This window comes from Hydrogenophaga sp. L310 (genome assembly GCF_055703065.1).
Map to the genome: position 1 here is coordinate 148,566 of NZ_JBVPZA010000002.1, position 26,697 is coordinate 175,262.

Genomic DNA, 26,697 nt, shown 5'->3' on the forward strand with positions numbered 1-26,697 from the left:
GTTCGGGTGGGGCGCTCAGATCGAGCGCATCACCATCATTTCCTTGATCTTGCCGATCGCCTTGGTCGGGTTCAGGTTCTTCGGGCACACATCCACGCAGTTCATGATGGTGTGGCAGCGGAACAGTCGGTACGGGTCTTCCAGGTTGTCCAGGCGTTCGCTGGTGGCTTCGTCGCGGCTGTCGGCGATGAAGCGGTAGGCCTGCAGCAGGCCGGCCGGGCCGACGAACTTGTCCGGGTTCCACCAGAAGCTCGGGCAGCTGGTCGAGCAGCTGGCGCACAGGATGCACTCGTACAGACCGTTGAGCTCTTCGCGTTCTTCGGGGCTCTGCAGGCGCTCGCGCTCGGGGGCTGGGGTCTCGTTGATCAGGTAGGGCTTGATGCTGTTGTACTGTTTGAAGAACAGCGTCATGTCGACGATCAGGTCGCGCACCACCGGCAGGCCGGGAAGGGGCTTCAAGGTGATCACGCCGGGCAGCGTGTTCATGTTGGTCAGGCAGGCCAGACCGTTCTTGCCGTTGATGTTCATCGCGTCCGAACCGCAGACACCTTCGCGGCAGGAGCGGCGGAAGGAGATCGTGGGATCGACTTTCTTGAGCTTCATCAGCGCGTCGAGCAACATGCGCTCGTGGCCGTCGAGTTCGACCTCGATGGTCTGCATGTAGGGCTTGGCGTCCTTTTCCGGGTCGTAGCGGTAGATCTTGAATGTGCGAAGGGCCATGGTGTTTTTCTCCGGGCTTGTTCTGTTCGGGATGGGTGCTTAGAAGGTACGGACCTTCGGAGGCACGGATTCCACGGTCAGCGGCTTCAAGTTGACGGGCTTGTAGGACAGGCTGTTGGTGGCGCTGTCCCACAGCGTGTGTTTCATCCACTCCACATCGTTGCGGCCCAGAGGGAACTGGGCGTCGTCGGCCGGACGCTCGTAGTCGTTCACGGTGTGCGCGCCACGGCATTCCTTGCGGGCTGCGGCCGAGGTCATGGTGGCTTGCGCCACTTCCATCAGGTTGTCCACTTCCAGCGCTTCGATGCGCGCCGTGTTGAACACCTTGGACTTGTCACCCAGGGTGATCTTGGCCACTCGCGAACGCAGGGCATTGATCTTGGTGACACCTTCGTCCATGCTGGCCTGGGTGCGGAACACGCCAGCGTGCTGCTGCATGATGGCGCGCATGTCGTTGGCCACGTCCTGGGCGTATTCGCCTTCGCTCGAAGCATCCAGACGAGCGAGGCGGGCCAGGGTCCTGTCGGCGGCGTCGGCGGGCAGGGGTTTGTGCACCTGCAACTTGTTGTTGTTCTCGACGATGTGGTTGCCGGCGGCGCGACCGAACACCAGCAGGTCGAGCAGCGAGTTCGTGCCCAGGCGGTTGGCGCCGTGCACGCTGACGCAAGCGCATTCGCCCACGGCGTAAAGGCCGTTGACGACTTTCTGCGCACCATGGCCGTCGGGCGTGACGACCTGGCCGTTGATGTTGGTCGGGATGCCGCCCATCTGGTAGTGGATGGTGGGCACGACGGGGATTGGCTCGCGCGTGATGTCCACGTTGGCAAAGTTGTGGCCGATTTCTTCCACCGAGGGCAGGCGCTTGCGGATGGTTTCGGCGCCCAGGTGGTCGAGCTTCATCAGCACGTAGTCCTTGTTGGGACCACAGCCGCGGCCTTCCTTGATTTCCTGGTCCATGCAGCGTGAAACGAAGTCGCGCGGGGCCAGATCCTTCAGGGTGGGCGCATAGCGCTCCATGAAGCGCTCGCCTTCGCTGTTGAGCAGGATCGCGCCTTCACCGCGGCAGCCTTCGGTCAGCAGCACGCCCGCGCCAGCCACGCCGGTGGGGTGGAACTGCCAGAACTCCATGTCCTGCAGCGGCACACCAGCACGCGCCGCCATGCCCAGGCCGTCGCCGGTGTTGATGAAGGCGTTGGTGGAGGCGGCGAAGATGCGCCCTGCGCCACCCGTGGCCAGCAGGGTCTGCTTGGCTTCGAGGATGTAGGTCTCGCCGGTTTCCATTTCCAGCGCGGTCACGCCGATCACGTCGCCATCGGCGTCGCGGATCAGGTCCAGCGCCATCCATTCGACGAAGAACGTCGTGCGTGCCTGCACGTTCTGCTGGTACAGGGTGTGCAGCATGGCGTGGCCGGTGCGGTCGGCCGCGGCGCAGGCGCGCTGCACCGGCTTCTCGCCGTAGTTGGCGGTGTGACCACCGAAGGGGCGCTGGTAGATGGTGCCGTCGGGGTTGCGGTCAAACGGCATGCCGAAGTGTTCGAGCTCGTAGACCACCTTCGGGGCTTCGCGGCACATGAATTCGATGGCGTCCTGGTCACCCAGCCAGTCGGAACCCTTGATGGTGTCGTAGAAGTGGTAATGCCAGTTGTCTTCGCTCATGTTGCCGAGCGAGGCGGACACGCCGCCTTGCGCTGCCACGGTGTGCGAACGGGTCGGGAACACCTTGGACAGCACGGCCACTTTCAGGCCGGCGCGGGCGAGTTGCAGCGAGGCGCGCATGCCGGAGCCGCCGGCGCCGACAATCACGACGTCAAACTGGCGCTTGGGGAGATTTGCAGTAACGGTCATGGCTTCAGAGCCTCCAGAGAACTTGAACAGCCCAGCCCAGACAGGCCACGAGCCAGACGATGGTGAAGATGTGCAGCACGAGGCGGATACCGGCGGGCTTGACGTAGTCCATCCAGATGTCGCGCATGCCGAACCAGACGTGCCAGGCGAGGGCCACGAACACGACAAAGGTCAGGGCCTTCATCCACTGGGCAGCGAAGATGCCGGCCCAGGTGTCGTAGCCCATGGGGCCGCTGGAAAAAATCACCTGCGCGAGCACGATGAAGGTGAACAGGGCGACGAGGGCGGCGGTGACGCGCTGGGCGAGCCAGTCGCGCAGGCCGTAGTGGGCGCCGGTGACGACGCGCTTGGAACCGAAGTTGACAGACATGGGGTTGTTCCTCTTGGTGACTGTGCTCAGTACAGACCGAACAGCTTGGCGCCCAGGACCAGCGTGAGGCCGATGCTCAGGGCCAGCGTGACGATGGCCGACGATTTGCCGAACTCTTTGCTGACGGCGTGGGCCACGTCCATGTAGAGGTGGCGCAGGCCGGCAATCAGATGGTGCAGGTAGGCCCAGATGATGGCCAGCACGACCAGCTTGAAGAACCAGCCCGGCACGAAACCTATCCCGGCGGCGAAGGCCGAACTGAAGCGTTCAAAGGACAGCTCGGACGAGACCGAGGTGTCGAACAGCCACACGATCAGCGGCAGCAGGATGAACATCAGGCCGCCGCTGGCGCGGTGCAGGATCGACACCCATCCCGCCAGCGGCAGGCGGTAGGTGGTCAGGTCTTTGAAGGCGTTGATGTTGCGGAATTCGGGCCGCTTTTTGGTCAACTCGGTCATGGTGGGCTTTCTTCCGATGAGGAGACAGGGAGGTTGGAAGGATTTCTTGTAACTCGTTGGTAACTCAGACCACGGGCCCGCAAATTCTATTGCAACGCAGCATACCGGACCCTGACACTGGGTGAGGCGTGTGAGCGGTGGTGTCGATGCAGCCCATGGCCCTCAGTTCAGTTCGTTGTGGTAGTGCCGGGTTTCCGTGCGGTAGAGGCCACGGCGCAGCTCCATGGGCACATCGTTGTAGGTGTAGGCCAGCCGTTCGACGCTGAGCAGGGCATGTCCGGCTTCGATGCCGAGCCAGCCCGCGGTATCGGCATCGGCGTTGACCGCCTTGAGCTTTTCGACGGCCCTCACCATGCGCACGCCGAACTGGGTTTCGAACAGCGCATACATGGGACCCTTGTCTTCGGCCAGCGTTTCCTGCGTGAGCCCCTTGAAGGTCGTGCCCGGCAACCACAGGTCTTCCAGAATGGCAGGCGTGCCACCGAAGGCCAGCACCCGACGGACCTGCAGCACCGGATCGCCGGTGCGCAAGGCGAGCTGGCGCGCGACTTCCGCTGGTGCGCGCAGGCGGCGGCACTCGATGATGCGCCGTTCGGCGGGGCCCTGGGCTTCCAGCGTGCCGGTGTCGGGCAACAGGCGCAGGAAGCGGTACTGGATGTGTTGTTCCGCGTGGGTTGCCACGAAGGTGCCCTTGCCCTGGCGGCGCACGAGCAGGTTGTCGGTGGCGAGCTCGTCGATGGCCTTGCGCACCGTGCCCTGGCTCACCCGGTAGCGCGCGGCCAGATCGAACTCGCTGGGAATCATGTCGCCTGGTTTCCACTCGCCGGCCTGCAGGCTGCGCAGGATCAGGGTCTTGATCTGCTGGTACAGCGGGCTGAACGCCGGGGCGCCCTGGCTGGCCGAGCCGATGGCGTCGCCGCTGCTCGGCCCACCCGGATCCCCTGTGGATCGGGTGTCCAGTGATGACGGATCGGGCAGAAAGGCGGGTGGGGTTGCCATGGATTTTTGAACTCGATGGTGCCGCCGTGGGTGTCCGGCGACGAGGTCAATGATATCTTATATAAGACATAAGACAAATTGACCAATCAGGGTTTGCGAGGGTACACTCCAAGGCTGAGCCAAATTCACGGTTCGCGGGTTTTCCGCGTTTTGTGAGGTCCCGGACTCGGGGTTCGTCCCGCCCGCTTTTCATTTACCCAACGTCCTTTTCTGGAGTTTTCACCATGAGCAAGAAGCCCGTTCGTGTTGCCGTCACTGGTGCCGCAGGTCAAATCGGTTACGCCCTGCTGTTCCGCATCGCCTCGGGCGAAATGCTGGGCAAAGACCAGCCCGTGATCCTGCAACTGCTGGAAATCCCCGACGAGAAGGCCCAGAAGGCGCTCAAGGGCGTGATGATGGAAATTGAAGACTGCGCCTTCCCGCTGCTGGCCGGCATGGAAGCCCACAGCGACCCGATGACCGCCTTCAAGGACACCGACTACGCTCTGCTGGTCGGTTCGCGTCCGCGCGGCCCCGGCATGGAGCGCGCCGAGCTGCTCGCCATCAACGGCGCCATCTTCACGACCCAGGGCAAGGCCCTGAACGCCGTTGCATCGCGCGATGTCAAGGTGCTGGTGGTCGGCAACCCCGCCAACACCAACGCCTACATCGCCATGAAGGCCGCCCCCGATCTGAAGCCGGGCAACTTCACCGCCATGCTGCGCCTGGACCACAACCGCGCCGCCAGCCAGCTGGCCGCCAAGACCGGCAAGGCCGTCTCCAGCATCAAGAAGCTGGCCGTGTGGGGCAACCACTCGCCCACCATGTACGCCGACTACCGCTTCGCCACCATCGACGGCGCTTCGGTCAAGGACATGATCAACGACCAGGTCTGGAACAAGGACGTGTTCCTGCCCACCGTTGGCAAGCGCGGCGCCGCGATCATTGAAGCGCGTGGCCTGTCTTCCGCCGCCTCGGCCGCCAACGCCGCCATCGACCACATGCGCGACTGGGCACTGGGCACCAACGGCGAATGGGTCACGATGGGCATCCCGTCGCAAGGCTGGTACGGCATCCCCAAGGAAGTCATGTTCGGCTTCCCGGTCACCTGCGCCAACGGCGAATACACCGTGGTCGAAGGCCTGGACATCGACGCTTTCTCGCAGGAGTGCATCAACAAGACCCTGGCCGAGCTGCAGGGCGAGCAGGACGGCGTCAAGCACCTGCTGTAACCCGTTGGTAACCACGGCGTGATCCATCCGCGCGACATCCTCCTCGGGGCCCAGGCCGGCGCGTTCGCGCTGCCGGTCTGCGACCACTACAGCGGGGTGGAGGCGCGGATGAAGAAGAGCCTGCAACTGCAGGCCGATCTCACGGCCGAGTTCGGCACCTGTGTCTTTGACGTCACGCTGGATTGCGAAGACGGTGCGCCCGTGGGCGGCGAGGCCGATCACGCGGCGCTGGTGACGGCGCTGGCGCTCGGTGCGGCGCCCGACGCGCGTGTGGCCGTGCGCGTGCACCCGGTGGACCATCCGGTGTTCGACGCCGATGTGGCGACCATCGCGTGCCAGGCGGCCTCACGTCTCACGCATCTGATGGTGCCCAAGGTCGAGTCGGTGGCCGATGTGCAGCGTGCTGTCGCTGCCATGGATGCCGCCGGTGCGACCTCGTTGCCGTTGCATGTGCTGATCGAGTCGCCTGCCGCGGTGCACCGCGCCTTCGACATTGCCGCGCATCCGCGCGTGCAGTCGCTCAGTTTTGGCCTGATGGATTTCGTGTCCGCCCATGGCGGCGCGATTCCGGCCGATGGCATGGGCGTGGCCGGGCAGTTCAGCCATCCGCTGGTGCTGCGCGCCAAGATCGAGATCGCTTCGGCCTGCCACGCACACGGCAAGGTGCCCTCGCACAATGTGGTCACCGAGTTCAAGGACCCGGCCGCGCTGCAGACCGCCGCGCACAAGGCCGCCCGCGAGCTTGGCTACACCCGCATGTGGAGCATCCACCCGGACCAGATCCGGCCCATCCTGGCCGCTTTTGCGCCCGAAGACCGCGAGATCCATACCGCTGCCGGCATCATCGAACGCGCCACCGCCGCCGACTGGGCGCCGGTGCAGTTCGAAGGCCGCCTGCACGACCGAGCCAGCTACCGCTTCTACTGGCAGGTGCTCGAACGGGCACACCAGACCGGGCATGCCTTGCCCGAATCTGTGCGCCACTGGTTCGCGCCCGCTGCCTCGATCCCTCCTGCGGTGGTTCACGCCGTGCGGCACTGAGCTTGCTTGGTCCCCACGCAGCACCCTGCCTTTCCCCCTTATCAGATCCTTCCCCACCTCTCTGGAGAAAACCATGTCGACCTTCCTGACCGACTACCGCGCCCACGCCGCCGAGCGCGCCGCCCTGGGCATTCCCCCGCTGGCGCTCGACGCCAAGCAGGTCGCTGCCCTGATCGAACTGATCAAGAACCCGCCCGCGGGCGAAGACGCCTTCCTCATGGACCTGCTGACGCACCGCGTGCCCCCGGGCGTGGACGACGCCGCCAAGGTCAAGGCCTCGTTCCTGGCCGCCGTGGCGCACGGCGATGAAAAGGTCGCCCTGATCTCCAAGGCCAAGGCCACCGAGTTGCTGGGCACCATGGTGGGTGGCTACAACGTGCATCCCCTGATCGAGCTGCTGGACGACGCCGAAGTGGCGGCCGTGGCCGGCGCAGCGCTGAAGAAGACGCTGCTGATGTTCGACTTCTTCAACGACGTGGCCGAGAAAGCCAAGGCTGGCAACGCAGTCGCCAAGGAAGTGATGCAGAGCTGGGCCGACGCCGAGTGGTTCACCAGCCGCCCTGAAGTTGACAGGAAGATCACCGTCACCGTGTTCAAGGTGCCCGGAGAAACCAACACCGACGACCTGTCGCCCGCCCCGGACGCCACCACGCGCCCGGACATCCCCATGCACTACCTCGCGATGCTGAAGAACACCCGCCCCGACGCGGCGTTCAAGCCCGAGGAAGACGGCAAGCGCGGCCCGATGCAGTTCATTGAAGACCTGAAGAAAAAGGGCCACCTGGTCGCCTACGTGGGCGACGTGGTCGGCACCGGCTCCAGCCGCAAGTCGGCCACCAACAGCGTGGTGTGGGCCACGGGTCAAGACATCCCCTTCGTGCCCAACAAGCGCTTCGGTGGCGTCACGCTGGGCGGCAAGATCGCCCCCATCTTCTTCAACACGCAGGAAGACTCCGGCTCGCTGCCGATCGAAGTGGACGTGTCCAAGCTGGAAATGGGCGACGTGATCGACGTGCTGCCCTATGACGGCAAGCTGGTGAAAAACGGTCAGACCGTGGCCGAGTTCAAGCTCAAGAGCGACGTGCTGTTCGACGAAGTGCGCGCCGGCGGCCGCATCAACCTCATCATTGGCCGCAGCCTGACCGCCAAAGCGCGCGAGTTCCTGGGCCTGCCAGCGTCCACCCTGTTCCGCCTGCCCAGCGTGCCCACGGCCACCAACGCCGGTTTCACGCTGGCGCAAAAAATGGTCGGCCGCGCCGTCGGCCTGCCGGAAGGCCAGGGCGTGCGCCCGGGCACCTACTGCGAGCCGAAGATGACCACCGTGGGCTCGCAGGACACCACCGGCCCCATGACCCGCGACGAGCTGAAAGACCTGGCCTGCCTGGGCTTCAGCGCCGACCTGGTGATGCAGTCCTTCTGCCACACCGCGGCTTATCCGAAGCCCGTGGACGTGAAGACGCACCGCGAACTGCCCAAGTTCATCAGCAGCCGGGGCGGCGTGGCCCTGCGCCCGGGTGACGGCGTCATCCACAGCTGGCTCAACCGCCTGCTGCTGCCCGACACCGTGGGCACCGGCGGTGACTCGCACACCCGCTTCCCGATCGGCATTTCCTTCCCTGCGGGCTCCGGCCTCGTGGCTTTTGGTGCCGCCACCGGCGTGATGCCGCTGGACATGCCCGAGTCGGTGCTGGTGCGCTTCAAGGGCGAAATGCAACCTGGCGTGACCCTGCGCGATCTGGTGCACGCCATTCCGCTGTACGCCATCAAGCAAGGTTTGCTGACCGTGGCCAAGGCCGGCAAGATCAACGAGTTTTCCGGTCGCATTCTGGAAATCGAAGGTCTGCCCAACCTCAAGGTCGAGCAAGCGTTTGAACTCTCCGATGCGTCTGCCGAGCGCTCCGCCGCCGGCTGCACCATCAAGCTCAACCCCGAGCCGATCAAGGAGTACCTCACCAGCAACATCGTGCTGATGAAGAACATGATCGCCGACGGCTACGAAGACAAGCGCACCCTGCAGCGCCGCATCGAGAAGGTCGAAGCCTGGCTGGCCCATCCCGAGCTGCTCGAAGCCGACAAGGACGCCGAATACGCGCACGTCATCGAGATCGACCTGGCCGACATCAAGGAACCCATCCTCTGCTGCCCGAACGATCCGGACGACGCCAAGACCCTGAGCGAAGTGGCCGGCACCAAGATCGATGAAGCCTTCATCGGCAGCTGCATGACCAACATCGGCCACTTCCGCGCCGCGGCCAAGCTGCTGGGCGGCCAGCGCGACATCCCGGTCAAGCTGTGGGTGGCCCCGCCGACCAAGATGGACGAGACGGAGCTGATCAAGGAAGGCCACTACGCCAGCTTCGGCGCCGCCGGTGCCCGCACCGAAATGCCCGGCTGCTCGCTGTGCATGGGCAACCAGGCGCAGGTGCGTGAAGGCGCGACCGTGGTGTCCACCTCCACCCGCAACTTCCCGAACCGCCTGGGCAAGAACACCAACGTGTACCTCGCCTCGGCCGAGCTGGCAGCGATTGCGTCCAAGCTGGGCAAGATCCCGACCGTGGCCGAGTACCACGCAGCCATGGGCATCGTGAACCAGGACGGTGCGGCGATCTACAAGTACCTGAACTTCGACCAGATCGAAGAGTACGCAGAGACTGCCAAGGGCGTGACGGCATAAGCCATTCGCTCCCCAAAAAAAGAAGCGGCCTTCGGGCCGCTTCTTTTTTGGGCTGTTCAAAGACCGGTCAAGCAGCGCCAGCCGGGCCAGCCCTCGCGTGCCATCGCGAACTTGCGTGTGGCCTCGCTCCAGGATTCGCCGCCGGCCATGGCTTCGCGAAAGCGCCGCGCATCGACCACCCGCGTGCCGCCCAGCAGCGTCACACCGCGCTCGAACAGGGCATCGGGCCAGAGCCCGGCCGAAGGACCGATGACCGCGAAGCGCGTAGCGTTCGGTGCGGCCGCCAGCATGTCGTCCAGCGTGTGATTGAGCAGCATGGTGGAGGTGCCGACGACCACGTTGCAGGGGCCGAGGTCGGCGCGGTTCAGCGTGATGTGCACGTTCGGGAAACGCTCGCGCTGGCGCGCGACCATCGCGGCGTCCATCTCCACCACGCTCAGGCGGCCTCCGGCCTCGGCAACTCTGCGCACCAGCGGCGGGAAGAAACCGATCATGCCCAGGTGGTCCTGCGCGGTGAGTGTCACGTCGCCGAGCGAGTTGCCGGCCGGCGGTGGCTCGTAGCCTATTTGCCGCCACACCGAATCGGTGAGGGCGTTGATGGCGGCGAGCGCGATGGCGCGCTCCACAGGGCTGCCATTTTCAAGCCGGCTGGCCAGTGCCATCGGGTCGGTGCCCGCAAGTGGTGCCGTGCCCCGAGCGCCGCCGTGGGACTTCAGCAACGCATCCAGCGTGTCGCCCAGCAGCACATAGGACAGGCCGAAGGCGCCGTCTTCCAGTTCGATGGCGCAGAACTCGGCGTCGTGCGCCCCGGGGTTTTCTGCGCGCCGTGGCACGTGCAGGCGTGCCACGAGCGCCGGCGGAAAACGCTGCCCGATTTGCGCGAGCTGGGCCAGCAGCGCCCGGGCAATGTGAGCGGTCTGCATGTCAGCTCAGCCGCGCAATCAACGCGCCTTCGACGGGTGCGGCCAGCGGCACCCAGACGCGGATGGGGCTGCCCTGCGCCACGATGATGGCTTCACCGTTCTGGTTGCGCATGGCGTCCAGCATGACGGTGTGGTTGCCCGCGGGGTGGATGATTTCCAGCCGGTCGCCCACGGCGAAGCGGTTCTTGGCTTCCACTTCGACCCAGCCGTCTTCGCGCACCTGCAGCACCTCGCCCACGAACTGGCTGCGCTGACTGGTGGAGTGGCCGGTGATGTAGTTCTGGTAGTCCTGCGCCGGGCGGCGCTCCATCAGGCCGCCGGTGTAGCCGCGGTTGGACAGGCCTTCCAGCTCCAGCAGCAGTTCGGGGTTGAAGGGTTTGCCGGCCACGGCGTCGTCGATGGCGCGGCGGTACACCTGCGCGGTGCGCGCCACGTAGTAGTGGCTCTTGGTTCGGCCCTCGATCTTGAGCGAGTCGATGCCCATGGCCGCCAGCTTGCCCACGTGCTCCACCGCGCGCAGGTCCTTGCTGTTCATGATGTAGGTGCCGTGCTCGTCTTCCATGATGGGCATGAGCTCGCCGGGGCGGCCGGCTTCTTCGATCAGCCACACCTTGTTGGCCTCGGGGTGGCGCTGGCCGTTGCCCACGGTGGAGAAGGCGCTCGCCGCTTCTTCGTCTTCCTGGGCGAAGTTGAAGCCGTCGAGCTGCGCCAGCGGCACGGCTTCGCCCGTGTCGGTTTCGGTGGTCGCGGCCTGGGTCTTGTATTCCCAGCGGCAGGCGTTGGTGCAGGTGCCCTGGTTGGGGTCTCGGCGGTTGAAGTAGCCGCTGAGCAGGCAGCGGCCCGAGTAGGCGATGCACAGCGCGCCGTGTACGAACACTTCGAGCTCGATGTCCGGGCAGTCGTTGCGGATCGCGGCCACTTCATCGAGACTGAGCTCGCGCGACAGGATGATGCGGCTCACCCCCTGTTTCTGCCAGAACTTGACCGCCGCGCTGTTGGTGGTGTTGGCCTGCACCGAGAGGTGGATCGGCACCTCGGGCCAGAGGCCTTTCTCCATCTGCTCGCGCACCAGCATGATCAGCCCGGCGTCGGCCATGATGAGCGCGTCGGGCCGCAGCTCCACCACCGGTTGCAGATCGCGCAGGTAGGTGCGCAGCTTGTCGTTGTGGGCGATCAGGTTGCTGGTGACGAAAAACTTCTTGCCGCGGGCGTGCGCCTCTTCAATGCCCTGCGCGATCTGTTCCATGCGGAACTCGTTGTTGCGCGCGCGCAGGCTGTAGCGCGGCTGGCCGGCGTAGACGGCGTCGGCGCCGAAATCGTAGGCGGCGCGCATGCGTTGCAGCGTGCCGGCGGGGAGCAGGAGTTCGGGGGCTTTGAGGTTCACCCTCGGATTGTCCCGCAAACCGGCGGTTGCGGCCCTGAATTCGGGCCCGTGTTCGCCAGCGCACAGACTCGGTGCGGAGCTGTCGCTACGCTCGGTTCATGCCGGTTGGACAGTTTGGTCCAACCGGTGATCCGTGTGACCGGTGCTACCGCACGAACCACACCCGTTGACCCTCAAGGAATCCCCATGAAAAACTCCCTCTTGCTGCTGGCGCTTCTGTCCACACTCGGTCTGGCCGCCTGTGACCGCGAACCTGTGGTGGTCAACACGCCGCCCGCCGTCGTCACGGTGCCCGGCCCCGCCGGTCCTGCGGGCGAATCCGGTGCCACGGGTGCCACGGGTGCCACCGGCGATCAAGGCTTTACAGGTAATACCGGCAGCACCGGCAGCACTGGCAGCACCGGTGACACCGGCGCGCAGGGCAACACCGGCAATACCGGCGATACCGGCGCGCAGGGCAACACCGGCAATACCGGCAAGACTGGCGACACCGTCATCGTCGTGCCCGCACCGACGAACTGAGTTTCTTCCACGTCATTCAAGGAGATGCTATGAGCTTGGGAACCATCTTGCTGATCGTGTTGATCCTGATGCTGATCGGCGCCTTCCCGAACTGGTCGCACAGCAAAAGCTGGGGCTATGGTCCCAGCGGTGGGCTGGGGTTGGTGTTGATCATCGTGGTGGTGCTTCTGCTGATGGGACGCATCTGACCGCTTTCCGGGGCCTGTTCACAACCGGAAAAAGGTGTGAGCAGGCCCTGGTCTAACCGGGTGCGGTCGCGCCAGCCGGTCTTCTGTTCAAAGGGCATCGCATGAACACGTCACTTCGCACCCTGGGCATCGCACTGGCGCTGTCCATTCTCCCCGCCACGGCGGTGCACGCCCAGGTCAGTGTGGGTATCCAGATCGGCTTGCCGGGTGTCCAGATCGGGGTGAACATGCCCTCGTACCCGACGCTGGTCGCGGTGCCCGGGTATCCGGTCTATTACGACCCCCAGGCGAGCGCCAACTACTTTTTCTACGACGGCCTGTACTGGGTCTACACCGACGACAACTGGTACGCCAGCAGCTGGTACAACGGCCCCTGGGAGCTGACCAGTCGGGACTACGTGCCCCTGTTCGTGCTGCGCATTCCCGTGCGCTACTACCGCCACCCGCCGGCGTACTTCAGCGGCTGGCGAGCGGACGCACCACCACGCTGGGCCGAACACTGGGGGCGTGACTGGGAACGGCGCCGTCCGGGATGGGACCGCTGGGACCGCCGCCAAGTGCCCGCCGCCGCCCCGTTGCCGCGCTACCAGCAGAAATACCCCGGTGACCGCTACCCCAACACGCCTGAACGGCAGCGCTCGATCCGCTCTGAGCACGACCGGTATGTGCCCCGCGAGGCGGTGTCGCGTCAGCACCTGAAGGCACCAGCCCCGGTGTTGCAGCGGCGCGTCGAGCCCGCCCCACCGCCACGCAGCCCGTCACGCGATTCGCGTGAGCCGGTCCGCCGCGTCGAGCCGCGCGCCAACGACGGGCCGTCCCAGAGGTCCTCCCCGAACAAAGCCCGGTCTGAGGGAGCTTGCCAACCCGGCTCACCGGGCTGCCGTGCTGAACCACCCGACCGCAAGGCGCCGGGGCGCGGGCCCGCGGACGAAGAGCGCAACCGCGGCCGGAACTGAATCCTCCGATCCCGACGGGTACACGCTGAACCCGGGCGGGATCCGGTCGCGGGTCTTCGGAGAGCCGGCATCGCTGGCGGGCAGCCGTGCGACAAGCCATTACTGGCAGCACGGTGAAACCCGCTGCTGACAGAATGGTTCGCGATCCCACCGATTCTGTCAGGAGCCTTGCATGTCCCTCAGCGCCGTTTACGCCCATCCGTTCGCATCCACGGTCAAGACCTTCAGGAGCGCCTCGGGCAAGAGTGGCCGTTTCTATTCGCTGCCGGCGCTGGCGAAACAGTATCCGGGGGTGAAGCGCCTGCCGGTGTCCTTGCGCATCGTGCTGGAGAGTGTGGTGCGGCATTGCGATGGTGAGCGTGTCACCACGGAACACGTGGCGCAGCTCGCCCAGTGGCAGCCGAACGCACCCCGCAGCGACGAGATCCCGTTCACGGTGGCGCGGGTCGTGCTGCAGGACTTCACCGGTGTGCCACTGCTGGCCGACCTGGCCGCGATGCGCAGCACCGCGCAGCGCCTGGGCAAGGATCCCAAACGCATCGAGCCTCTGGTGCCGGTGGACCTGGTGGTGGACCACTCGGTGATGGTCGACTACTACGGCACGAAGAACGCGCTCGACCTCAACATGAAGCTCGAATTCCAGCGCAACCGCGAGCGCTACGAGTTCATGAAATGGGGCATGCAGGCCTTCGACACCTTCGGCGTCGTGCCGCCGGGCTTCGGCATCGTGCACCAGGTGAACCTGGAGTACCTGGCGCGTGGCGTGCACCTGAAAGGTGGCCTGTATTACCCCGACACCCTGGTGGGCACCGACAGCCACACCACCATGATCAACGGCATTGGCGTGGTGGGCTGGGGCGTGGGCGGCATCGAGGCCGAGGCCGCCATGCTGGGCCAGCCGGTGTACTTCCTCACGCCCGACGTGGTGGGCTTCGAGCTCACCGGTCGCCTGCGCGAAGGCTGCACCGCGACCGACCTGGTGCTCACCGTGACCGAGATCCTGCGCAGCCACAAGGTGGTGGGCAAGTTCGTCGAATTCTTTGGCGAGGGCACGGCCTCGCTCACCTTGCCCGACCGCGCGACCATCGCCAACATGGCGCCTGAATACGGCGCCACCATGGGCTTCTTCCCGGTCGACGACAAGACGCTCGACTATTTCCGCGGCACTGGTCGCAGCAAGGCCGAGATCGAAGCCTTCGAGGCCTACTTCCGTGCCCAGGGTCTGTTCGGCGTGCCCGGCGCCGAGGGGGCCTCGCAGGCTTCGGGCGACATCGATTATTCGCAAGTGGTGTCGCTGGACCTGGGCCAGGTCACACCCAGCCTGGCAGGCCCCAAGCGCCCGCAGGACCGCATCGAACTCGGCCGGGTGGCGGCACAGTTCGCCTCGCTGTTCAGCAAACCCAACGCGGAGAACGGCTTCAACCAGCCCGCCGCGCTGCTGCACACGCGTTACCAGCCCGAGCTGGGCCAGCCCGCCGATCCGCCGGCGCCCGAGAAGACGACACCCACGCCCCCCGGCGCGCCGCGTTTCGTGGCCGAGATGGAGGCCAACAAGCCGGCTCGCGCCACGGCCCACGCCAACGACGAGCCGCAGTCGCAGGCGGTGCAGAAAAAGCTGACCATCGGCAACGGCGACGTGCTGATCGCCGCCATCACCAGTTGCACCAACACCAGCAACCCCGGCGTGCTGCTGGCCGCGGGCCTGCTGGCGAAGAAAGCGGTGGAAGCCGGACTCAAGGTCAAGCCGCACATCAAGACCTCGCTGGCCCCGGGCTCGCGCATCGTCACCGAATACCTCACGGCCACCGGCCTGCTGCCCTACCTGGAAAAGCTGGGTTTCTCGCTCGCGGGCTATGGCTGCACCACCTGCATTGGCAACGCCGGCGACCTCACACCCGAGCTCAACGCCGTGATCACGCAGAACGATCTGGTGTGTGCGGCCGTGCTCTCGGGCAACCGCAACTTCGAAGCCCGCATCCACCCCAACCTCAAGGCCAACTTCCTCGCCAGCCCGCCGCTGGTGGTGGCCTATGCGATCACCGGCACCGTGCTGACCGACCTGATGACCGAACCGCTGGGCAAAGGCCACGGCGGCAAACCGGTTTACCTGGGCGATGTCTGGCCGAGCAGTGACGAGATTCATGCGCTGATGAAATACGCCATGCACGGCAAGGCCTACCGCGACAACTACGAACGCGTGAAGACCGAACCCGGCAAGCTCTGGGAGCGCATCAAGGGCGTCGGTGGCAAGACCTACACCTGGCCCGCCAGCTCCTACATCGCCGAGCCGCCGTTCTTTGACGGCTTTGCCTTGCAGCCGCCCGCAAAACAGGCGCCCGCGGTGCGCAGCGCGCGCATCATGGCCCTGTTTGGCGACTCCATCACCACCGACCACATCTCGCCCGCCGGTTCGATCCAGGAGCGCTCGCCCGCGGGCCAGTGGCTGCTGGCGCGCGGCGTGCTGAAGGCCGATTTCAACAGCTACGGCGCGCGCCGCGGCCACCACGAGGTGATGATGCGCGGCACCTTTGCCAACGTGCGCATCAAGAACCTGATGCTGCCGCCGGGTCCCGACGGCTCGCGCGAGGAGGGCGGCTGGACGCTGTACCAGGGCGGCGGTGTGGCGGAGAAGATGAGCATCTTCGACGCCGCCATGCGCTACCAGGCCGCGGGCCTGCCCACGGTGGTGTTCGCGGGCGAGGAATACGGCACCGGCTCCAGCCGCGACTGGGCGGCCAAGGGCACGCAGCTGCTGGGCATCAAGGCGGTGGTGGCGCGCAGCTTCGAGCGCATCCACCGCAGCAACCTGGTGGGCATGGGCGTGCTGCCGCTGCAGTTCAAAACTGGCGACAGCTGGGAGCGCCTGGGGCTCACCGGCGAGGAGCAGATCGACGTGTTGCCCCACCCGCAACTGCTGCCGCAGAGCGAGGCCACGATGGTGATCACGCGCCCCGACGGGCAGCGCAGCGAGGTCGCGCTCACGCTGCGCATCGACACACCGGTGGAAGTGAACTATTACCGTGCGGGCGGAATCCTCCCCTACGTGCTCAGGCAACTGCTGGGAGCTTGAGCCACGCGCCGCAACGCGGCATGATGTGCCACATCGCCCCCAGCGTTTCAGGAGCCGCCGTGCGCAAGCCTGCCCTCTACAGCCGATCGGCCCGCGCCGGCCCTGCGCCAGCGGGCGGGCGCCCGGTGGACTCGGACACCCTCCCGAGCGCTGATGAACCCGTGACCGAGCGCCCGCCCGCCCGGATTGCGCGGCGCGGCTGGCGTGCCGGCCTGGCCCGCGCAGCGATCAATCCCCGCGTGATGTGGGCTGCTCTGGCCCTGCTCGGTGCGCTGCTGCTGGCGAGTGTCTGGATGCAAGGTCCGGTGGGCGCCAGGGCGCTGACGCAGAAAGACATCGACGCCGCGGTGCTGCGCACGCTCACGACCCAGAACCTGCCCTCGGCGGCGGCGCGTGCGGCCGAGAAGATCCGCCCCGCCGTGGTCCGCGTGATGTCCTTTGTGAAGAACACCAAGGGCGAAGAGGTGGAACACGGCGTGGGCACCGGCGTGGTGATCCTCGACAAGGGCGTCATCCTGACCAATCTGCATGTGGTGCAGGCCGCGCAGACCGTCAAACTGGTGTTTGCCGACGGCTCCGAATCGGGCGCCACCGTGACCGGTGTGCAGGCGGAGAACGACCTGGCCGTGCTACAGGCCCACACGATCCCCGATGACCTGCACGCCGCCACCCTGCGCAGCACCGGCGACCTGGTGCCGGGTGACCACGTGGTGGCCGTGGGTTTTCCCTTCGGCATCGGCCCCTCCACTTCGGCGGGCGTCATATCCGGGCTGGGGCGCGCCTTCAAGTCGCCCGAGGGCGAACAGGAAATCGACAACCTGATCCAGTTCGACGCGGCGGCCAACCCGGGCAATTCCGGCGGGCCGCTGGTCACCATGGATGGCGAGGTGGTCGGCATCGTCACCGGCATCCTCAACCCCACCAACCACCGCACCTTTGTCGGTATCGGTTTTGCCGTGCCGATTGAAAGCGCCGCCGGCGCCGTCGGCCTTCCCCCCTTCTGAACAGGAGTGCTTCATGAGCGACAACAACGCCCCCGACACCGCCCAGCTCATGGAGCAGATCCTGTACGAAGTGAAACGCGTGGTGGTCGGACAGGACCGGTTCCTGGAGCGCGTCATGGTGGCCATGCTGGCGCAGGGCCACCTGCTGGTTGAGGGGGTGCCCGGGCTGGCCAAGACACTGACTGTCAAGACCCTGGCCAGCGTGGTGCAGGGGCGGTTCAAGCGCATCCAGTTCACGCCCGACCTGGTGCCGGCCGATCTGGTGGGCACGCGCATCTACAACCAGAAAACCGGCGACTTCAGCACCGCGCTGGGCCCGGTGTTTGCCAACCTGCTGCTGGCCGACGAGATCAACCGCGCGCCGGCCAAGGTGCAGAGCGCGCTGCTGGAGGTGATGCAGGAGCGGCAGGTGACGATTGCCGGTGAGTCGCACAGGGTACCCAGTCCGTTCCTGGTGATGGCAACACAGAACCCGATCGAGACCGAAGGCACCTACCCGCTGCCCGAGGCGCAGGTGGACCGCTTCATGATGAAGGTGCTGGTGGACTACCCGACCGATGAAGAGGAATACGTCATTGTCGAGCGTGTCACCGGCCCCGCCGTGCAGGTGCAGGCCGTGGCGACCACCGACCAGCTCGCCGCGCTGCAGGCGCTGTGCCGCCAGGTCTTTGTGGACCCGGCACTGGTGCAATACGCGGTGCGGCTCGTGTCGGCCACGCGCACGCCCGAAAAACACGGGCTCAAGGACACGGCGCGCTTCATCACCTACGGCGCCAGCCCGCGCGCCACCATCGGCCTGGTGGAGGGCGCGCGCGCCCTGGCCATGCTGCGCGGGCGCAACTACGCGCTGCCCGAAGACATGAGCGACCTGGTGCCCGACGTGCTGCGCCACCGCATCGTGCTGTCCTACGAGGGCCTGTCCGAAGGGCTGGACAGCGATGCGCTGATCGCCCGCATCATGGACGCCGTCACACCGCCAGCCAAGCCGCTGGAGCACGACAAAAAGGCCGCTTGAAACAGAGGCACCATCATGCTGTTCGGCCTGTTCAAATCCCGTTCCCAAGCCCCTGAGCCGCCGGTGCTCGCTCAGGCGGCGAAGGCCGATGCGCTGCTGCGCGAGCTGGAGTGGACCGTGATCCGCCGGCTCGACGGTCTGTTGCAGGGCGACTACCGCACGCTCATGCGCGGCAGTGGCCTCGACCTCGCCGACTTGCGCGAATACCAGCACCACGACGACGTGCGTCACATCGACTGGAACGTCACCGCGCGGCTGCAGACGCCGCATGTGCGCGTGTTCACCGAAGACCGCGAGATGGCGGCCTGGTTCCTGCTCGACCTGAGCCCATCGGTGGATTTTGGTTCGGGCGAGCAGCGCAAGAGCCAGGTGCTGCTGGGCTTCGTGGCGGTGCTCGCGCGCCTGATCAGCCGCCACGGCAACCGCGTGGGCGCGGTGCTGTACGGCTCGCGCGGCCAGCCGGTGGTGGACGCGGTGCTGCCTGCGCGTGGTGGGCGCAACCAGGTGCTGCAACTCATGCAGATGATCCGTCGCCCCCCGGCCCTGTCGGGCGGCAAGACACCCGGCAAGGATGGCTCGACCCGCCTGGCCGACCTGCTGCGCGCCGCCACCCACACCGTGCGCCAGCGCTGCACGCTGTTCGTGGTCTCCGACTTCATCAGCGAACCGGGCTGGGAGCAGCCGCTGGGTGAACTCGCGCGGCGCCACGACGTGGTGGCCGTGCGCCTGCTGGACCCGCTGGAGTTGAACCTGCCCGACCTGGGGCTGGTCACCGTGCGCGACGCCGAAACCGGCGAGCAACTGCTGGTCGACACGCACGACAGCGGTTTCCGCCAGCGCTTTGCCCGCATCGCCGCGCAGCGCGAAGCCCAGCTGCGCGAGAGCCTGACCCGCGCGGGCGTGGACACCCTGGAGCTCGCCACCGACGACGACCTGGCCGACGCCGTGCTGCGTTTTGTGGACATGCGCAAGCGCCGCGCCCAACCGCGCCGCCCGTTGCCGGCGCACCTCGGAGCACGCGCATGAGCACCGCCCGGCCGCTCCGAAGGTGCTCAGCCCCGCAGTGCGCAGCACGGAGGAAAGTCCAGTGAACAGCCTCAACGCCCTGCTGGTCCAGTCGCCGGTGTCCTTCCTGTGGCCCCAGTTGCTCTGGCTGCTGCTGATCCTGCCGCTGCTGGTGTTGCTGTACTGGTGGCTGCTGCGGCGGCGCCGGCAGACGGCCCTGCGTTTTGCGAGCCTGGCCATCGTGCGCGAGGCCATGGGCAAAGGCCCGGGCTGGCGCCGGCACGTGCCGCCGCTGCTGCTGCTGTTCGCTTTTGCCGCCATGCTGCTGGCCTCGGCCCGACCCATGGCGACCATCCTGCTGCCGTCGACCCAGCAGACCATCATCCTCGCCATGGATGTGTCGGGCAGCATGCGCGCCACCGACGTGGAGCCGAACCGGCTGGTCGCTTCGCAGAACGCCGCCAAGGCCTTTCTGGCCGAGTTGCCGCGCCATGTGCGCGTCGGCATCGTGGCCTTTGCCGGCACGGCGCAGGTGGTGCAGCCCATCACGCTCAGCCGAGAAGACCTGGTGACCGCGATCGACAAGTTCCAGCTGCAGCGCGCCACCGCCATCGGCAGCGCCATCGTGGTGGCGCTCTCGGAGCTGTTCCCGGACCAGGGCATCGACCTGGGCAACATGACCTTTGGACGCCACAACGATCCGTTTGCGCCCCAGGGTCGCGCCATCGACCAGCCCCAGACCGAGAAGAAGGCGTTTGAACCGGTGCCCCCCGGCTCCTACACCTCGGCCGCCATCATCCTGCTCACCGACGGTCAGCGCACCACCGGCGTGGACACGGAAGAGGCCACCAAGATGGCCGCCGACCGGGGTGTGCGCGTGTACACCGTGGGCGTGGGCACCGTGAGCGGCGAGGTGATCGGTTTTGAAGGCTGGTCCATGCGGGTGCGGCTGGACGAAGACACCCTCAAGGAAGTCGCCCGCACGACCCAAGGCGAATACTTCTACGCCGGGACGGCCGAGAGCCTGAAGAAGGTCTACGAGACCCTGAGCACCCGGCTCACGGTGGAGAAAAAGGAAACCGAGATCTCGGGCCTGCTGGCACTGGTGGCCGCACTGCTGGTGCTGCTCGCCTCGGGCCTGTCGCTGTTCTGGTTCAACCGCGTGCTGTAGATCGGCCTGGCCGGTGGCCCCGGGTTGCCCAAGCCCGGGCGGCACGCCTGCGCAGCCGATTCCTGCGCTGTGTCAAAAGACCGGGACTGGACGCACGGCAAAATGCGCCGATGAATACGCATGTCTTGGTGGCGGGGGGGGGCATCGGTGGTCTGGCCTGTGCATTGGCGCTGGCGCGGACGGGTGCCTCGGTCGATGTGATGGAGCAATCGGGTGCCCTGGGTGAAGTGGGCGCCGGCTTGCAGCTCGGTCCGAACGCGGTGCGCGTGCTGGACGACTGGGGCCTGATCGACGAATTGCACGCCCGCGCCGCTTTCCCCGACGAACTCCGGGTGCGTGACGCCCACCGGGGCGTGCACCTGGGTCGCCTGCGGCTGGGCGCCATGATCCGCGCCCGCTACGGCCAACCCTACGCCACCATCCACCGCGCCGACCTCCACGAATTGCTGTTGCAGGCCGTGCAGCGCCAGGACGCCGTGCGTCTGCACCTGGGCGCGCGCTTGACGGCGTACGAGCCGACCCAGGTCTCGGTGCGTGCCACCTGCGAAGACGACTCGGTGTTCCAGGGCGCGGCGCTGGTTGGGGCCGATGGTTTGTGGAGCCGGGTGCGCACCCAGATGCTGGGCGCCCACCCGGTGCGCGTGAGTGGCCACCTGGCCTACCGCGGCATGGTGCGCGCAGCAGACCTGCCTGCGGCCTTGCGCGCTTCGTGCGTGACCGCCTGGCTGGGGCCTCAGCTGCATGTGGTGCATTACCCGGTCAAGCGCGGGGAGTGGTTCAACGTCGTGGCCGTGGTGCATGGCGTGCTCGGGCAGGGCCATGGCGGTCCGCCCGGCAGCGATCCGCAGAGCTGGAGCCACGCGGCGCGCAGCGCCGACCTGCAGCGCGCACTGGGGCAGGTGTGCAGCGATCTCATGGGCATGCTCGAAGCCGTGACCGAATGGAAACTCTGGGCACTGAACGACCGCGCACCCGTGGCCAGCGCGCAGGAACAGGCCCAGGGGCGCGTGGCCCTGCTCGGCGATGCCGCACACCCCTTGCGACCCTACCTTGCGCAGGGAGCGGCCATGGCGATCGAAGACGCCTGGACGCTCGGCCGGCTGCTGCAGACGCAGCCCGTGGCCGAGCCCGTGGACTGGCCGGCCCTGTTCGCGCGTTATGCGCAGACCCGCTGGCAGCGCAACGCGCGGGTGCAAAACCGCTCGCAGCGCAACGGCACCATCTTCCATGCCAGCGGTGCATTGCGCTGGGCGCGCAACATGTCCATGAGTCTGATGGGCGAGGGACTCATGGACAACCCCTGGCTCTACAGCGGGCCGCCGGAACCGGTATAGCCTCCGAGCTGGTGTAACCCTCCTGCGCCGCTGCGCGGCTTCCCCCCCAGGGGGGACCACACCAGTGGCCCGGCGAAGCCGGTTCCATGGTGTGTGCTGGTGGTATGCCGGCGGGCGGGCTGCTAACCTGTGGGCCTGTTTTCAACTTCAAGGATTCGCTGCATGCGCCACGTCCAACGCCGTCATGTCATCGCTGCTGTCATCGCCATGGCCTGCAGTGTGCCCACCGTGTTCGCCCAGACCGCATGGCCGAGCAAGCCGTTGAAGATCGTGGTCGGTTTCCCTGCCGGCTCCTCGCCCGACCTGATGGCCCGCGCGCTGGCGGAGCCGCTGCAGCAGGCGCTGGGCCAGCCGGTGGTGGTGGAGAACAAGGTCGGTGCGGGTGGCAACATCGCCGCCGCGCTGGTGGCCCGTGCCACCGATGACCACACCATCGGACTCATGATCAACGGCAACCTCACCATTGCCAAGATCCTCAACCCGGCCATCAACTACGACCCGCTGAAGGACCTGACACCGGTCACGCTGATCGCCACCTCGCCCCTGGTGCTGACCGTGCCCGCGGGCACCACGGCCACCGGCGCCGCGTACTTTGAAGCCGCGCGCCAGTCGGGTGACCGCTGGAACTACGGCACCCCGGGTCTGGGCACCGTGGCCCATTTGGGCATGGAACTGCTCAAGGCCAAGGCCGGCATGGCGCCGCTGCATGTGCCGTACCCGGGCAACCCGCAGGTCATCACCGCGCTGCTCGGCGCGCAGATCCAGATGTCGCTGCTGCCACCCGGGCTGGCCATGGCGCAGGTGCGCGCGGGCAAGCTCAAGGCCATCGGCGTGACCTCGGCCGGGCGCAGCAGTGTGGTGCCCGAGGTGCCGAGCCTGGCCGAGGCCGGTGTGAAAGACCTGCAGCTGGAAATCTGGAATGCGGTGGCCGCGCCGAACAGCCTGCCCAAGGCACATGTGAACCGGCTGGCCACGCTGCTGGCCGAGATCGTGCGCCAGCCCGAGATGCGGCAGAAAATCCTGGCCCAGGGCTGGCAGGTGGCGGGCACCTCGCCCGAAGGTCTGGCGAACCGCATCAAGGCCGACACGGCTGTGATGGCAGAAGTCATTCGCAAAAACAACATCAAACCGAATTGACGCCCAGGCAAGCGGCCATGGCCGACAGCTCGGCGTCCAACGCTTCGCGGAACGCGGTGTCCTTGGGTACCCGCCCGTCAACGTAGCCCAGGTCTGCACGCAGCCGCCCATTCACCACCGACAGGTTGCCCCAGCCGATGACCTGGTCGCGCCACAGCAGCGGCATGGCGTAGTAGCCGCGCACGCGCTTGGCAGGCGGGGTGTAGGCCTCGAAGCGGTAGGCCCAGGCCCACAGGCGTTCGAAGCGGTCGCGGTCCCAGACCACGGGGTCGAACGGCGCCAGCAGGCGCACACCATCGGGCGCTCTCCAGCGGCGCGAGCGCGGGTCTTCTTCCCCGGGCCAGTACCAGGTCGTGCCGCCCACTTCGGCGTGCGGCAGCCGGGCGCAGGCCCGCAGCAGCGCCGGGCGCAACTGGTCCTTCCATTGCGGCACGGCGTGATAGAGCAGACGGCCCACCAGCAGGCGCAGGCCGGGCGAGGGCAGCGGGGCGTATTTCGCCACCAGGGTGTCTACCAGCGCGTCCAGCGTGGCGGGCACGTCGGCAGGTGCTTCCTGCGGGGTGTGCACCGCGTACAGCCGGGTGCCGTTCTCGCGCCGGGCCACGCGCAGCCAGCCGCGGTAGTGCATGCCGTCGAGCAACTGGGTGCTGGCCTTGGACTGGCCACCGAAACCGTTGGTGGTGTGGCCGTGCGCGAAATGCGTGTCCACCTCGCGCGGGTGGACTTCGCCGCGCGCCTGTACGAAGGACCAGACCGCCTGGGCCTGCGCCAAACGTTCGGGGGTCCATTCGGTGGGCGCGGTGCGTGGGTGCATGCGGGCATGCAGCGCGGGTGTGACGAAGCCGTAGTTGACGAAAAAATCTTCCTCCACCGCCAGCCGCGGGTAGTGCCGCTCCAGGTCGCCCACCCGGTACGCCTTGACCCGGTGGCGCAGTGTCAGGTCCTGCGCGCGGGCGGGTGAGCGGATCGGGTCGGCCTGCACAAAACCCAGCCGCTCGATGGCCTTGGGCAGGGTGGTGGGCGTGAACAGGCTGCGGGCGATGGCGTAGCGGCGCAGGTCGGGCAGGGTGATGGTGACCATGGATTCATCATGCCGGAGTCGAATGCATTGCGCCGTCACTGAACACGGCCGGATGGCCTGCCATTCCCAAGTGTTTCACGGGTCATGCTGCGCTGGGCGCCCAGCGCATAGACTCCACCGCATGACTTCACTTTAAGGAATTGAATGAAAGCGTTCATTGCACTGTTGGTTGTTGCCGCTTCGCTCGCTGGCTGCGCTGTCTACACCCCATCCGGTTCGGTGGTTGTCGACCCTGGCCCCCCGGGCAAGAGTGGCGGCAAGTTCTGTCCCCCTGGCCAGGCCAAGAAGGGCAACTGCTGAAGCAGGCTGCGCCGGGCAGCCGATGACGGTGGCGGCGCGAGCGCGGTTTTCAGTTGATCGAGCGGTGGTCTGCGGTGGGCGACCAACCGCCGGTGACGAAGCACATCAAAGCTCCGTGCGCAATGTCCAGATTTCCGGGAACAGCACCACGTCCAGCATCTTGCGCAGATAGCTCACCCCGCCCGTGCCGCCGGTGCCGCGCTTGAAGCCGATCACGCGTTCGACCGTGGTCACGTGGCGGAAGCGCCAGAGGCGGAAGGCGTCTTCGAGGTCGGTGAGTTCTTCGCCGAGCTGGTACAGGTCCCAGTGTTCCTTGGGGTTGCGGTAGACCTGCAGCCAGGCCTGTTTCACCGTGTCGCTGGCCTCGTACGGCTGGGTCCAGTCGCGCTGGGTGTGGCTCGCCGGCACGGCGATGCCGCGGCGCGCGAGCAGGCGCAGGGCCTCGTCGTACAGCGACGGGGCCTCAAAGGCCGCCTGCACCAGCGCCAGCCGTTCGGGGCTGTGCGCATGGGGCTTGAGCATGGCGGCGTTCTTGTTGCCCATCGCGAACTCGATGCAGCGGTACTGGAAGCTCTGGAAACCGCTGGAATGGCCGAGGTAAGGACGGATGGCGCTGTATTCGGGCGGCGTCATGGTGGCCAGCACGTCCCAGGCGTGCACCAGCTGCTCCATGATCTTGGAGACGCGGGCCATCTGCTTGAACGCAGGGTTCAGTTCGTTGGCCGCGATGTTGCGGATCGCGGCCGTGAGCTCGTGCAGCATGAGCTTCATCCAGAGTTCGCTGGTCTGGTGCTGCACGATGAACAGCAACTCGTCGTGCGCGGGCGAGAGCGGTTTCTGCGCGCCCAGGATGGCGTCGAGCTGCAGGTAGTCGCCATAGCTCATGTCGTTGCTGAAATCGAGCTGGGCTTTTTCCTCGGCGACGATGGCTTCGGTGGGGGACGCGGGGGTGTCGTGGTATGGGCAGGCCATGGGGTGCTCCGGTTCAGGTGACGGCGTGTTTGCGGTTGAACTCGGGGCGTTGCCACTCCGCTGTATCGAGCACCTGCTTCAACTGCTCGACCGCGTTCCACACGTCCTCGAAGCCGATGTAGAGCGGCGTGAAGCCGAAGCGCAGGATGTCCTTGTGGTGGCCACCATCGCCGGCGCGGAAGTCGCCCACCACGCCGCGCGCGATCAGCGCCTGCACGATGGCGTAGGCACCTTCGTCCCGGGTGAGGCACACCTGTGAACCGCGCTGCGCATGTTCGCGCGGCGTCGCCAGACCCAGACCATGACCCGCACAGCGTTCTTCGACGAGCTGGATGAACAGGTCGGTCAACGCCAACGACTTGCTGCGCAGCGCGGCCATGCCACCTTGGGCATCGGCGGCCAGCAGCGTGTCCACGCCGCATTCCAGCGCGGCCAGGCTGATCATGGGCTGGGTGCCGCACTGGTAGCGCGTGATGCCGGGGGCGGGTCGGTAGTCGGGCGTGAAATCGAACGGCGTGGCGTGGCCCCACCAGCCGGCCAGCGGTTGCCAGAAGCGGTCGGCGTGTTGGGTGTTCACCCACACGAAGGCGGGGGCGCCGGGGCCGCCGTTGAGGTATTTGTAGCCGCAGCCAACCGCGAAGTCGGCCCGGGCCTGATTCAGGTCGACTGGAACCGCGCCCGCGCTGTGCGCCAGGTCCCACACGGTCAGGATGCCTTTGGCATGCGCCGCGGCGGTCACGGTGGCCATGTTGTGCATGGCGCCGGTGCGGTAGTTCACGTGCGTGAGCATGAGGATGGCCACGTTCGCGGTGAGCGAGGCGGCCATGTCTTCCGGCTCCACCAGCACCAGCTCCATGCCGTGTTGCTTGCACAGGGCTTCGGCGATGTAGAGGTCGGTGGGGAAGTTGCTGCGTTCGCTCACGATCTGCTTGCGCTGCGGCGCGTCAGTGGCCACGATGTTCATCGCCGCGCTCAGCACCTTGAACAGGTTGACCGAGGTGCTGTCGGTCGCGACCACGGTGCCCGGTGCGGCGCCGATCAGGCGTGCGATCTTGTCACCCACCTTCTGCGGCATGGCGAACCAGCCGTTCTTGTTCCAGCTCTGGATCAGGTCGGTGCCCCACTCGCGGGTCACGACGTCGGCCACGCGGGCCGGGGCGGCGGCGGGCATCACGCCGAGCGAGTTGCCGTCGAGGTAGATGGTGGTTTCGGGGAGGGTGAAGAGCTTGCGCAGGTCGCGCAGCGGGTCTTGCGCGTCGAGGGCGATGCAGTCTTGCTGTGTGGTCATTGAGGTCGTCTCCGTTTAACAGTGTGGAT

23 protein-coding genes are annotated in these 26,697 nt (G+C 66.6%); 13 read left to right on the top strand and 10 right to left on the bottom strand.

The window, feature by feature from the left end; all coding sequences use genetic code 11:
* Window positions 1–15: 15 nt before the first annotated feature.
* The 5 genes from AC0GNO_RS04355 to AC0GNO_RS04375 all read right to left on the bottom strand — a co-directional run bounded on the left by AC0GNO_RS04355 (window position 16) and on the right by AC0GNO_RS04375 (window position 4,392).
* Window positions 16–720, bottom strand: a complete 705-nt coding sequence (locus tag AC0GNO_RS04355) for a succinate dehydrogenase iron-sulfur subunit (protein ID WP_472889341.1) — start codon at window positions 718–720, stop codon at window positions 16–18.
* Window positions 721–759: 39 nt separating this feature from the next.
* Window positions 760–2,565 (bottom strand): succinate dehydrogenase flavoprotein subunit, encoded by a 1,806-nt coding sequence (sdhA, locus tag AC0GNO_RS04360; protein ID WP_472889342.1) that lies wholly within the window; start codon window positions 2,563–2,565, stop codon window positions 760–762.
* Between the two features lie 4 nt (window positions 2,566–2,569).
* Window positions 2,570–2,935: a succinate dehydrogenase, hydrophobic membrane anchor protein gene (gene sdhD, locus AC0GNO_RS04365; protein ID WP_472889343.1), complete on the bottom strand. Its 366-nt coding sequence runs from the start codon at window positions 2,933–2,935 to the stop codon at window positions 2,570–2,572.
* Between the two features lie 26 nt (window positions 2,936–2,961).
* Complete coding sequence (gene sdhC / locus AC0GNO_RS04370) at window positions 2,962–3,393, bottom strand: succinate dehydrogenase, cytochrome b556 subunit (RefSeq protein WP_472889344.1); 432 nt, start codon at window positions 3,391–3,393, stop codon at window positions 2,962–2,964.
* Window positions 3,394–3,555: 162 nt separating this feature from the next.
* Complete coding sequence (locus AC0GNO_RS04375) at window positions 3,556–4,392, bottom strand: GntR family transcriptional regulator (protein ID WP_472903075.1); 837 nt, start codon at window positions 4,390–4,392, stop codon at window positions 3,556–3,558.
* A gap of 224 nt (window positions 4,393–4,616) precedes the next feature.
* Between AC0GNO_RS04375 and AC0GNO_RS04380 the strand changes: the two genes are divergently transcribed.
* The 3 genes from AC0GNO_RS04380 to acnB all read left to right on the top strand — a co-directional run bounded on the left by AC0GNO_RS04380 (window position 4,617) and on the right by acnB (window position 9,318).
* Window positions 4,617–5,603 (top strand): malate dehydrogenase, encoded by a 987-nt coding sequence (locus AC0GNO_RS04380; protein ID WP_226463025.1) that lies wholly within the window; start codon window positions 4,617–4,619, stop codon window positions 5,601–5,603.
* An 18-nt stretch (window positions 5,604–5,621) separates the two neighbouring features.
* On the top strand, window positions 5,622–6,644 hold the full coding sequence (locus AC0GNO_RS04385; RefSeq protein WP_472903076.1) for an HpcH/HpaI aldolase/citrate lyase family protein: 1,023 nt from the start codon (window positions 5,622–5,624) through the stop codon (window positions 6,642–6,644).
* Window positions 6,645–6,717: 73 nt separating this feature from the next.
* Complete coding sequence (acnB, locus tag AC0GNO_RS04390) at window positions 6,718–9,318, top strand: bifunctional aconitate hydratase 2/2-methylisocitrate dehydratase (RefSeq protein ID WP_472903077.1); 2,601 nt, start codon at window positions 6,718–6,720, stop codon at window positions 9,316–9,318.
* 56 nt (window positions 9,319–9,374) lie between these two features.
* Here the strand turns inward: acnB and AC0GNO_RS04395 are convergent, their stop codons facing one another.
* Both AC0GNO_RS04395 and trhP read right to left on the bottom strand, forming a co-directional pair.
* Window positions 9,375–10,241, bottom strand: coding sequence for a Rossmann-like domain-containing protein (locus tag AC0GNO_RS04395; RefSeq protein ID WP_472903078.1), 867 nt, complete (start codon window positions 10,239–10,241; stop codon window positions 9,375–9,377).
* 1 nt (window position 10,242) lies between these two features.
* Window positions 10,243–11,625: a prephenate-dependent tRNA uridine(34) hydroxylase TrhP gene (gene trhP, locus AC0GNO_RS04400; RefSeq protein WP_472903079.1), complete on the bottom strand. Its 1,383-nt coding sequence runs from the start codon at window positions 11,623–11,625 to the stop codon at window positions 10,243–10,245.
* A gap of 186 nt (window positions 11,626–11,811) precedes the next feature.
* On the opposite strand from trhP, the gene AC0GNO_RS04405 reads away from it, so the two are divergent.
* From AC0GNO_RS04405 to AC0GNO_RS04450, 10 genes are all read left to right on the top strand, one after another.
* On the top strand, window positions 11,812–12,147 hold the full coding sequence (locus tag AC0GNO_RS04405; protein WP_472903080.1) for a collagen-like protein: 336 nt from the start codon (window positions 11,812–11,814) through the stop codon (window positions 12,145–12,147).
* A gap of 29 nt (window positions 12,148–12,176) precedes the next feature.
* Window positions 12,177–12,335: a DUF3309 family protein gene (locus AC0GNO_RS04410; protein WP_472889351.1), complete on the top strand. Its 159-nt coding sequence runs from the start codon at window positions 12,177–12,179 to the stop codon at window positions 12,333–12,335.
* 101 nt (window positions 12,336–12,436) lie between these two features.
* Window positions 12,437–13,291, top strand: coding sequence for a hypothetical protein (locus AC0GNO_RS04415; protein WP_472903081.1), 855 nt, complete (start codon window positions 12,437–12,439; stop codon window positions 13,289–13,291).
* 172 nt (window positions 13,292–13,463) lie between these two features.
* A complete protein-coding gene (locus AC0GNO_RS04420; RefSeq protein ID WP_472903082.1) occupies window positions 13,464–16,361 on the top strand; it encodes an aconitate hydratase in 2,898 nt (965 codons plus the stop codon).
* 59 nt (window positions 16,362–16,420) lie between these two features.
* Window positions 16,421–17,365 (top strand): S1C family serine protease, encoded by a 945-nt coding sequence (locus AC0GNO_RS04425; protein WP_472903083.1) that lies wholly within the window; start codon window positions 16,421–16,423, stop codon window positions 17,363–17,365.
* A 13-nt stretch (window positions 17,366–17,378) separates the two neighbouring features.
* Entirely contained in the window at window positions 17,379–18,380 is a 1,002-nt protein-coding gene (locus AC0GNO_RS04430) for an AAA family ATPase (RefSeq protein ID WP_472889355.1), read from the top strand.
* Window positions 18,381–18,395: 15 nt separating this feature from the next.
* Entirely contained in the window at window positions 18,396–19,406 is a 1,011-nt protein-coding gene (locus AC0GNO_RS04435; protein WP_472889356.1) for a DUF58 domain-containing protein, read from the top strand.
* Window positions 19,407–19,503: 97 nt separating this feature from the next.
* Complete coding sequence (locus AC0GNO_RS04440) at window positions 19,504–20,556, top strand: VWA domain-containing protein (RefSeq protein WP_472903429.1); 1,053 nt, start codon at window positions 19,504–19,506, stop codon at window positions 20,554–20,556.
* Window positions 20,557–20,666: 110 nt separating this feature from the next.
* Entirely contained in the window at window positions 20,667–21,890 is a 1,224-nt protein-coding gene (locus tag AC0GNO_RS04445) for an FAD-dependent monooxygenase (protein ID WP_472903084.1), read from the top strand.
* Window positions 21,891–22,052: 162 nt separating this feature from the next.
* Complete coding sequence (locus tag AC0GNO_RS04450) at window positions 22,053–23,027, top strand: Bug family tripartite tricarboxylate transporter substrate binding protein (protein WP_472903085.1); 975 nt, start codon at window positions 22,053–22,055, stop codon at window positions 23,025–23,027.
* Here AC0GNO_RS04450 and AC0GNO_RS04455 read toward each other — a convergent pair.
* From AC0GNO_RS04455 to kynU, 3 genes are all read right to left on the bottom strand, one after another.
* Window positions 23,014–24,108 carry a DNA glycosylase AlkZ-like family protein gene (locus tag AC0GNO_RS04455; RefSeq protein WP_472903086.1) on the bottom strand — a complete coding sequence of 365 codons (1,095 nt, stop codon included), beginning with the start codon at window positions 24,106–24,108 and terminating at the stop codon, window positions 23,014–23,016. The genes AC0GNO_RS04450 and AC0GNO_RS04455 overlap by 14 nt on opposite strands.
* Before the next feature lie 405 nt (window positions 24,109–24,513).
* Complete coding sequence (gene kynA, locus AC0GNO_RS04460) at window positions 24,514–25,380, bottom strand: tryptophan 2,3-dioxygenase (RefSeq protein WP_472903087.1); 867 nt, start codon at window positions 25,378–25,380, stop codon at window positions 24,514–24,516.
* 13 nt (window positions 25,381–25,393) lie between these two features.
* Window positions 25,394–26,668, bottom strand: coding sequence for a kynureninase (kynU, locus tag AC0GNO_RS04465; protein ID WP_472903088.1), 1,275 nt, complete (start codon window positions 26,666–26,668; stop codon window positions 25,394–25,396).
* Window positions 26,669–26,697 lie beyond the last annotated feature (29 nt).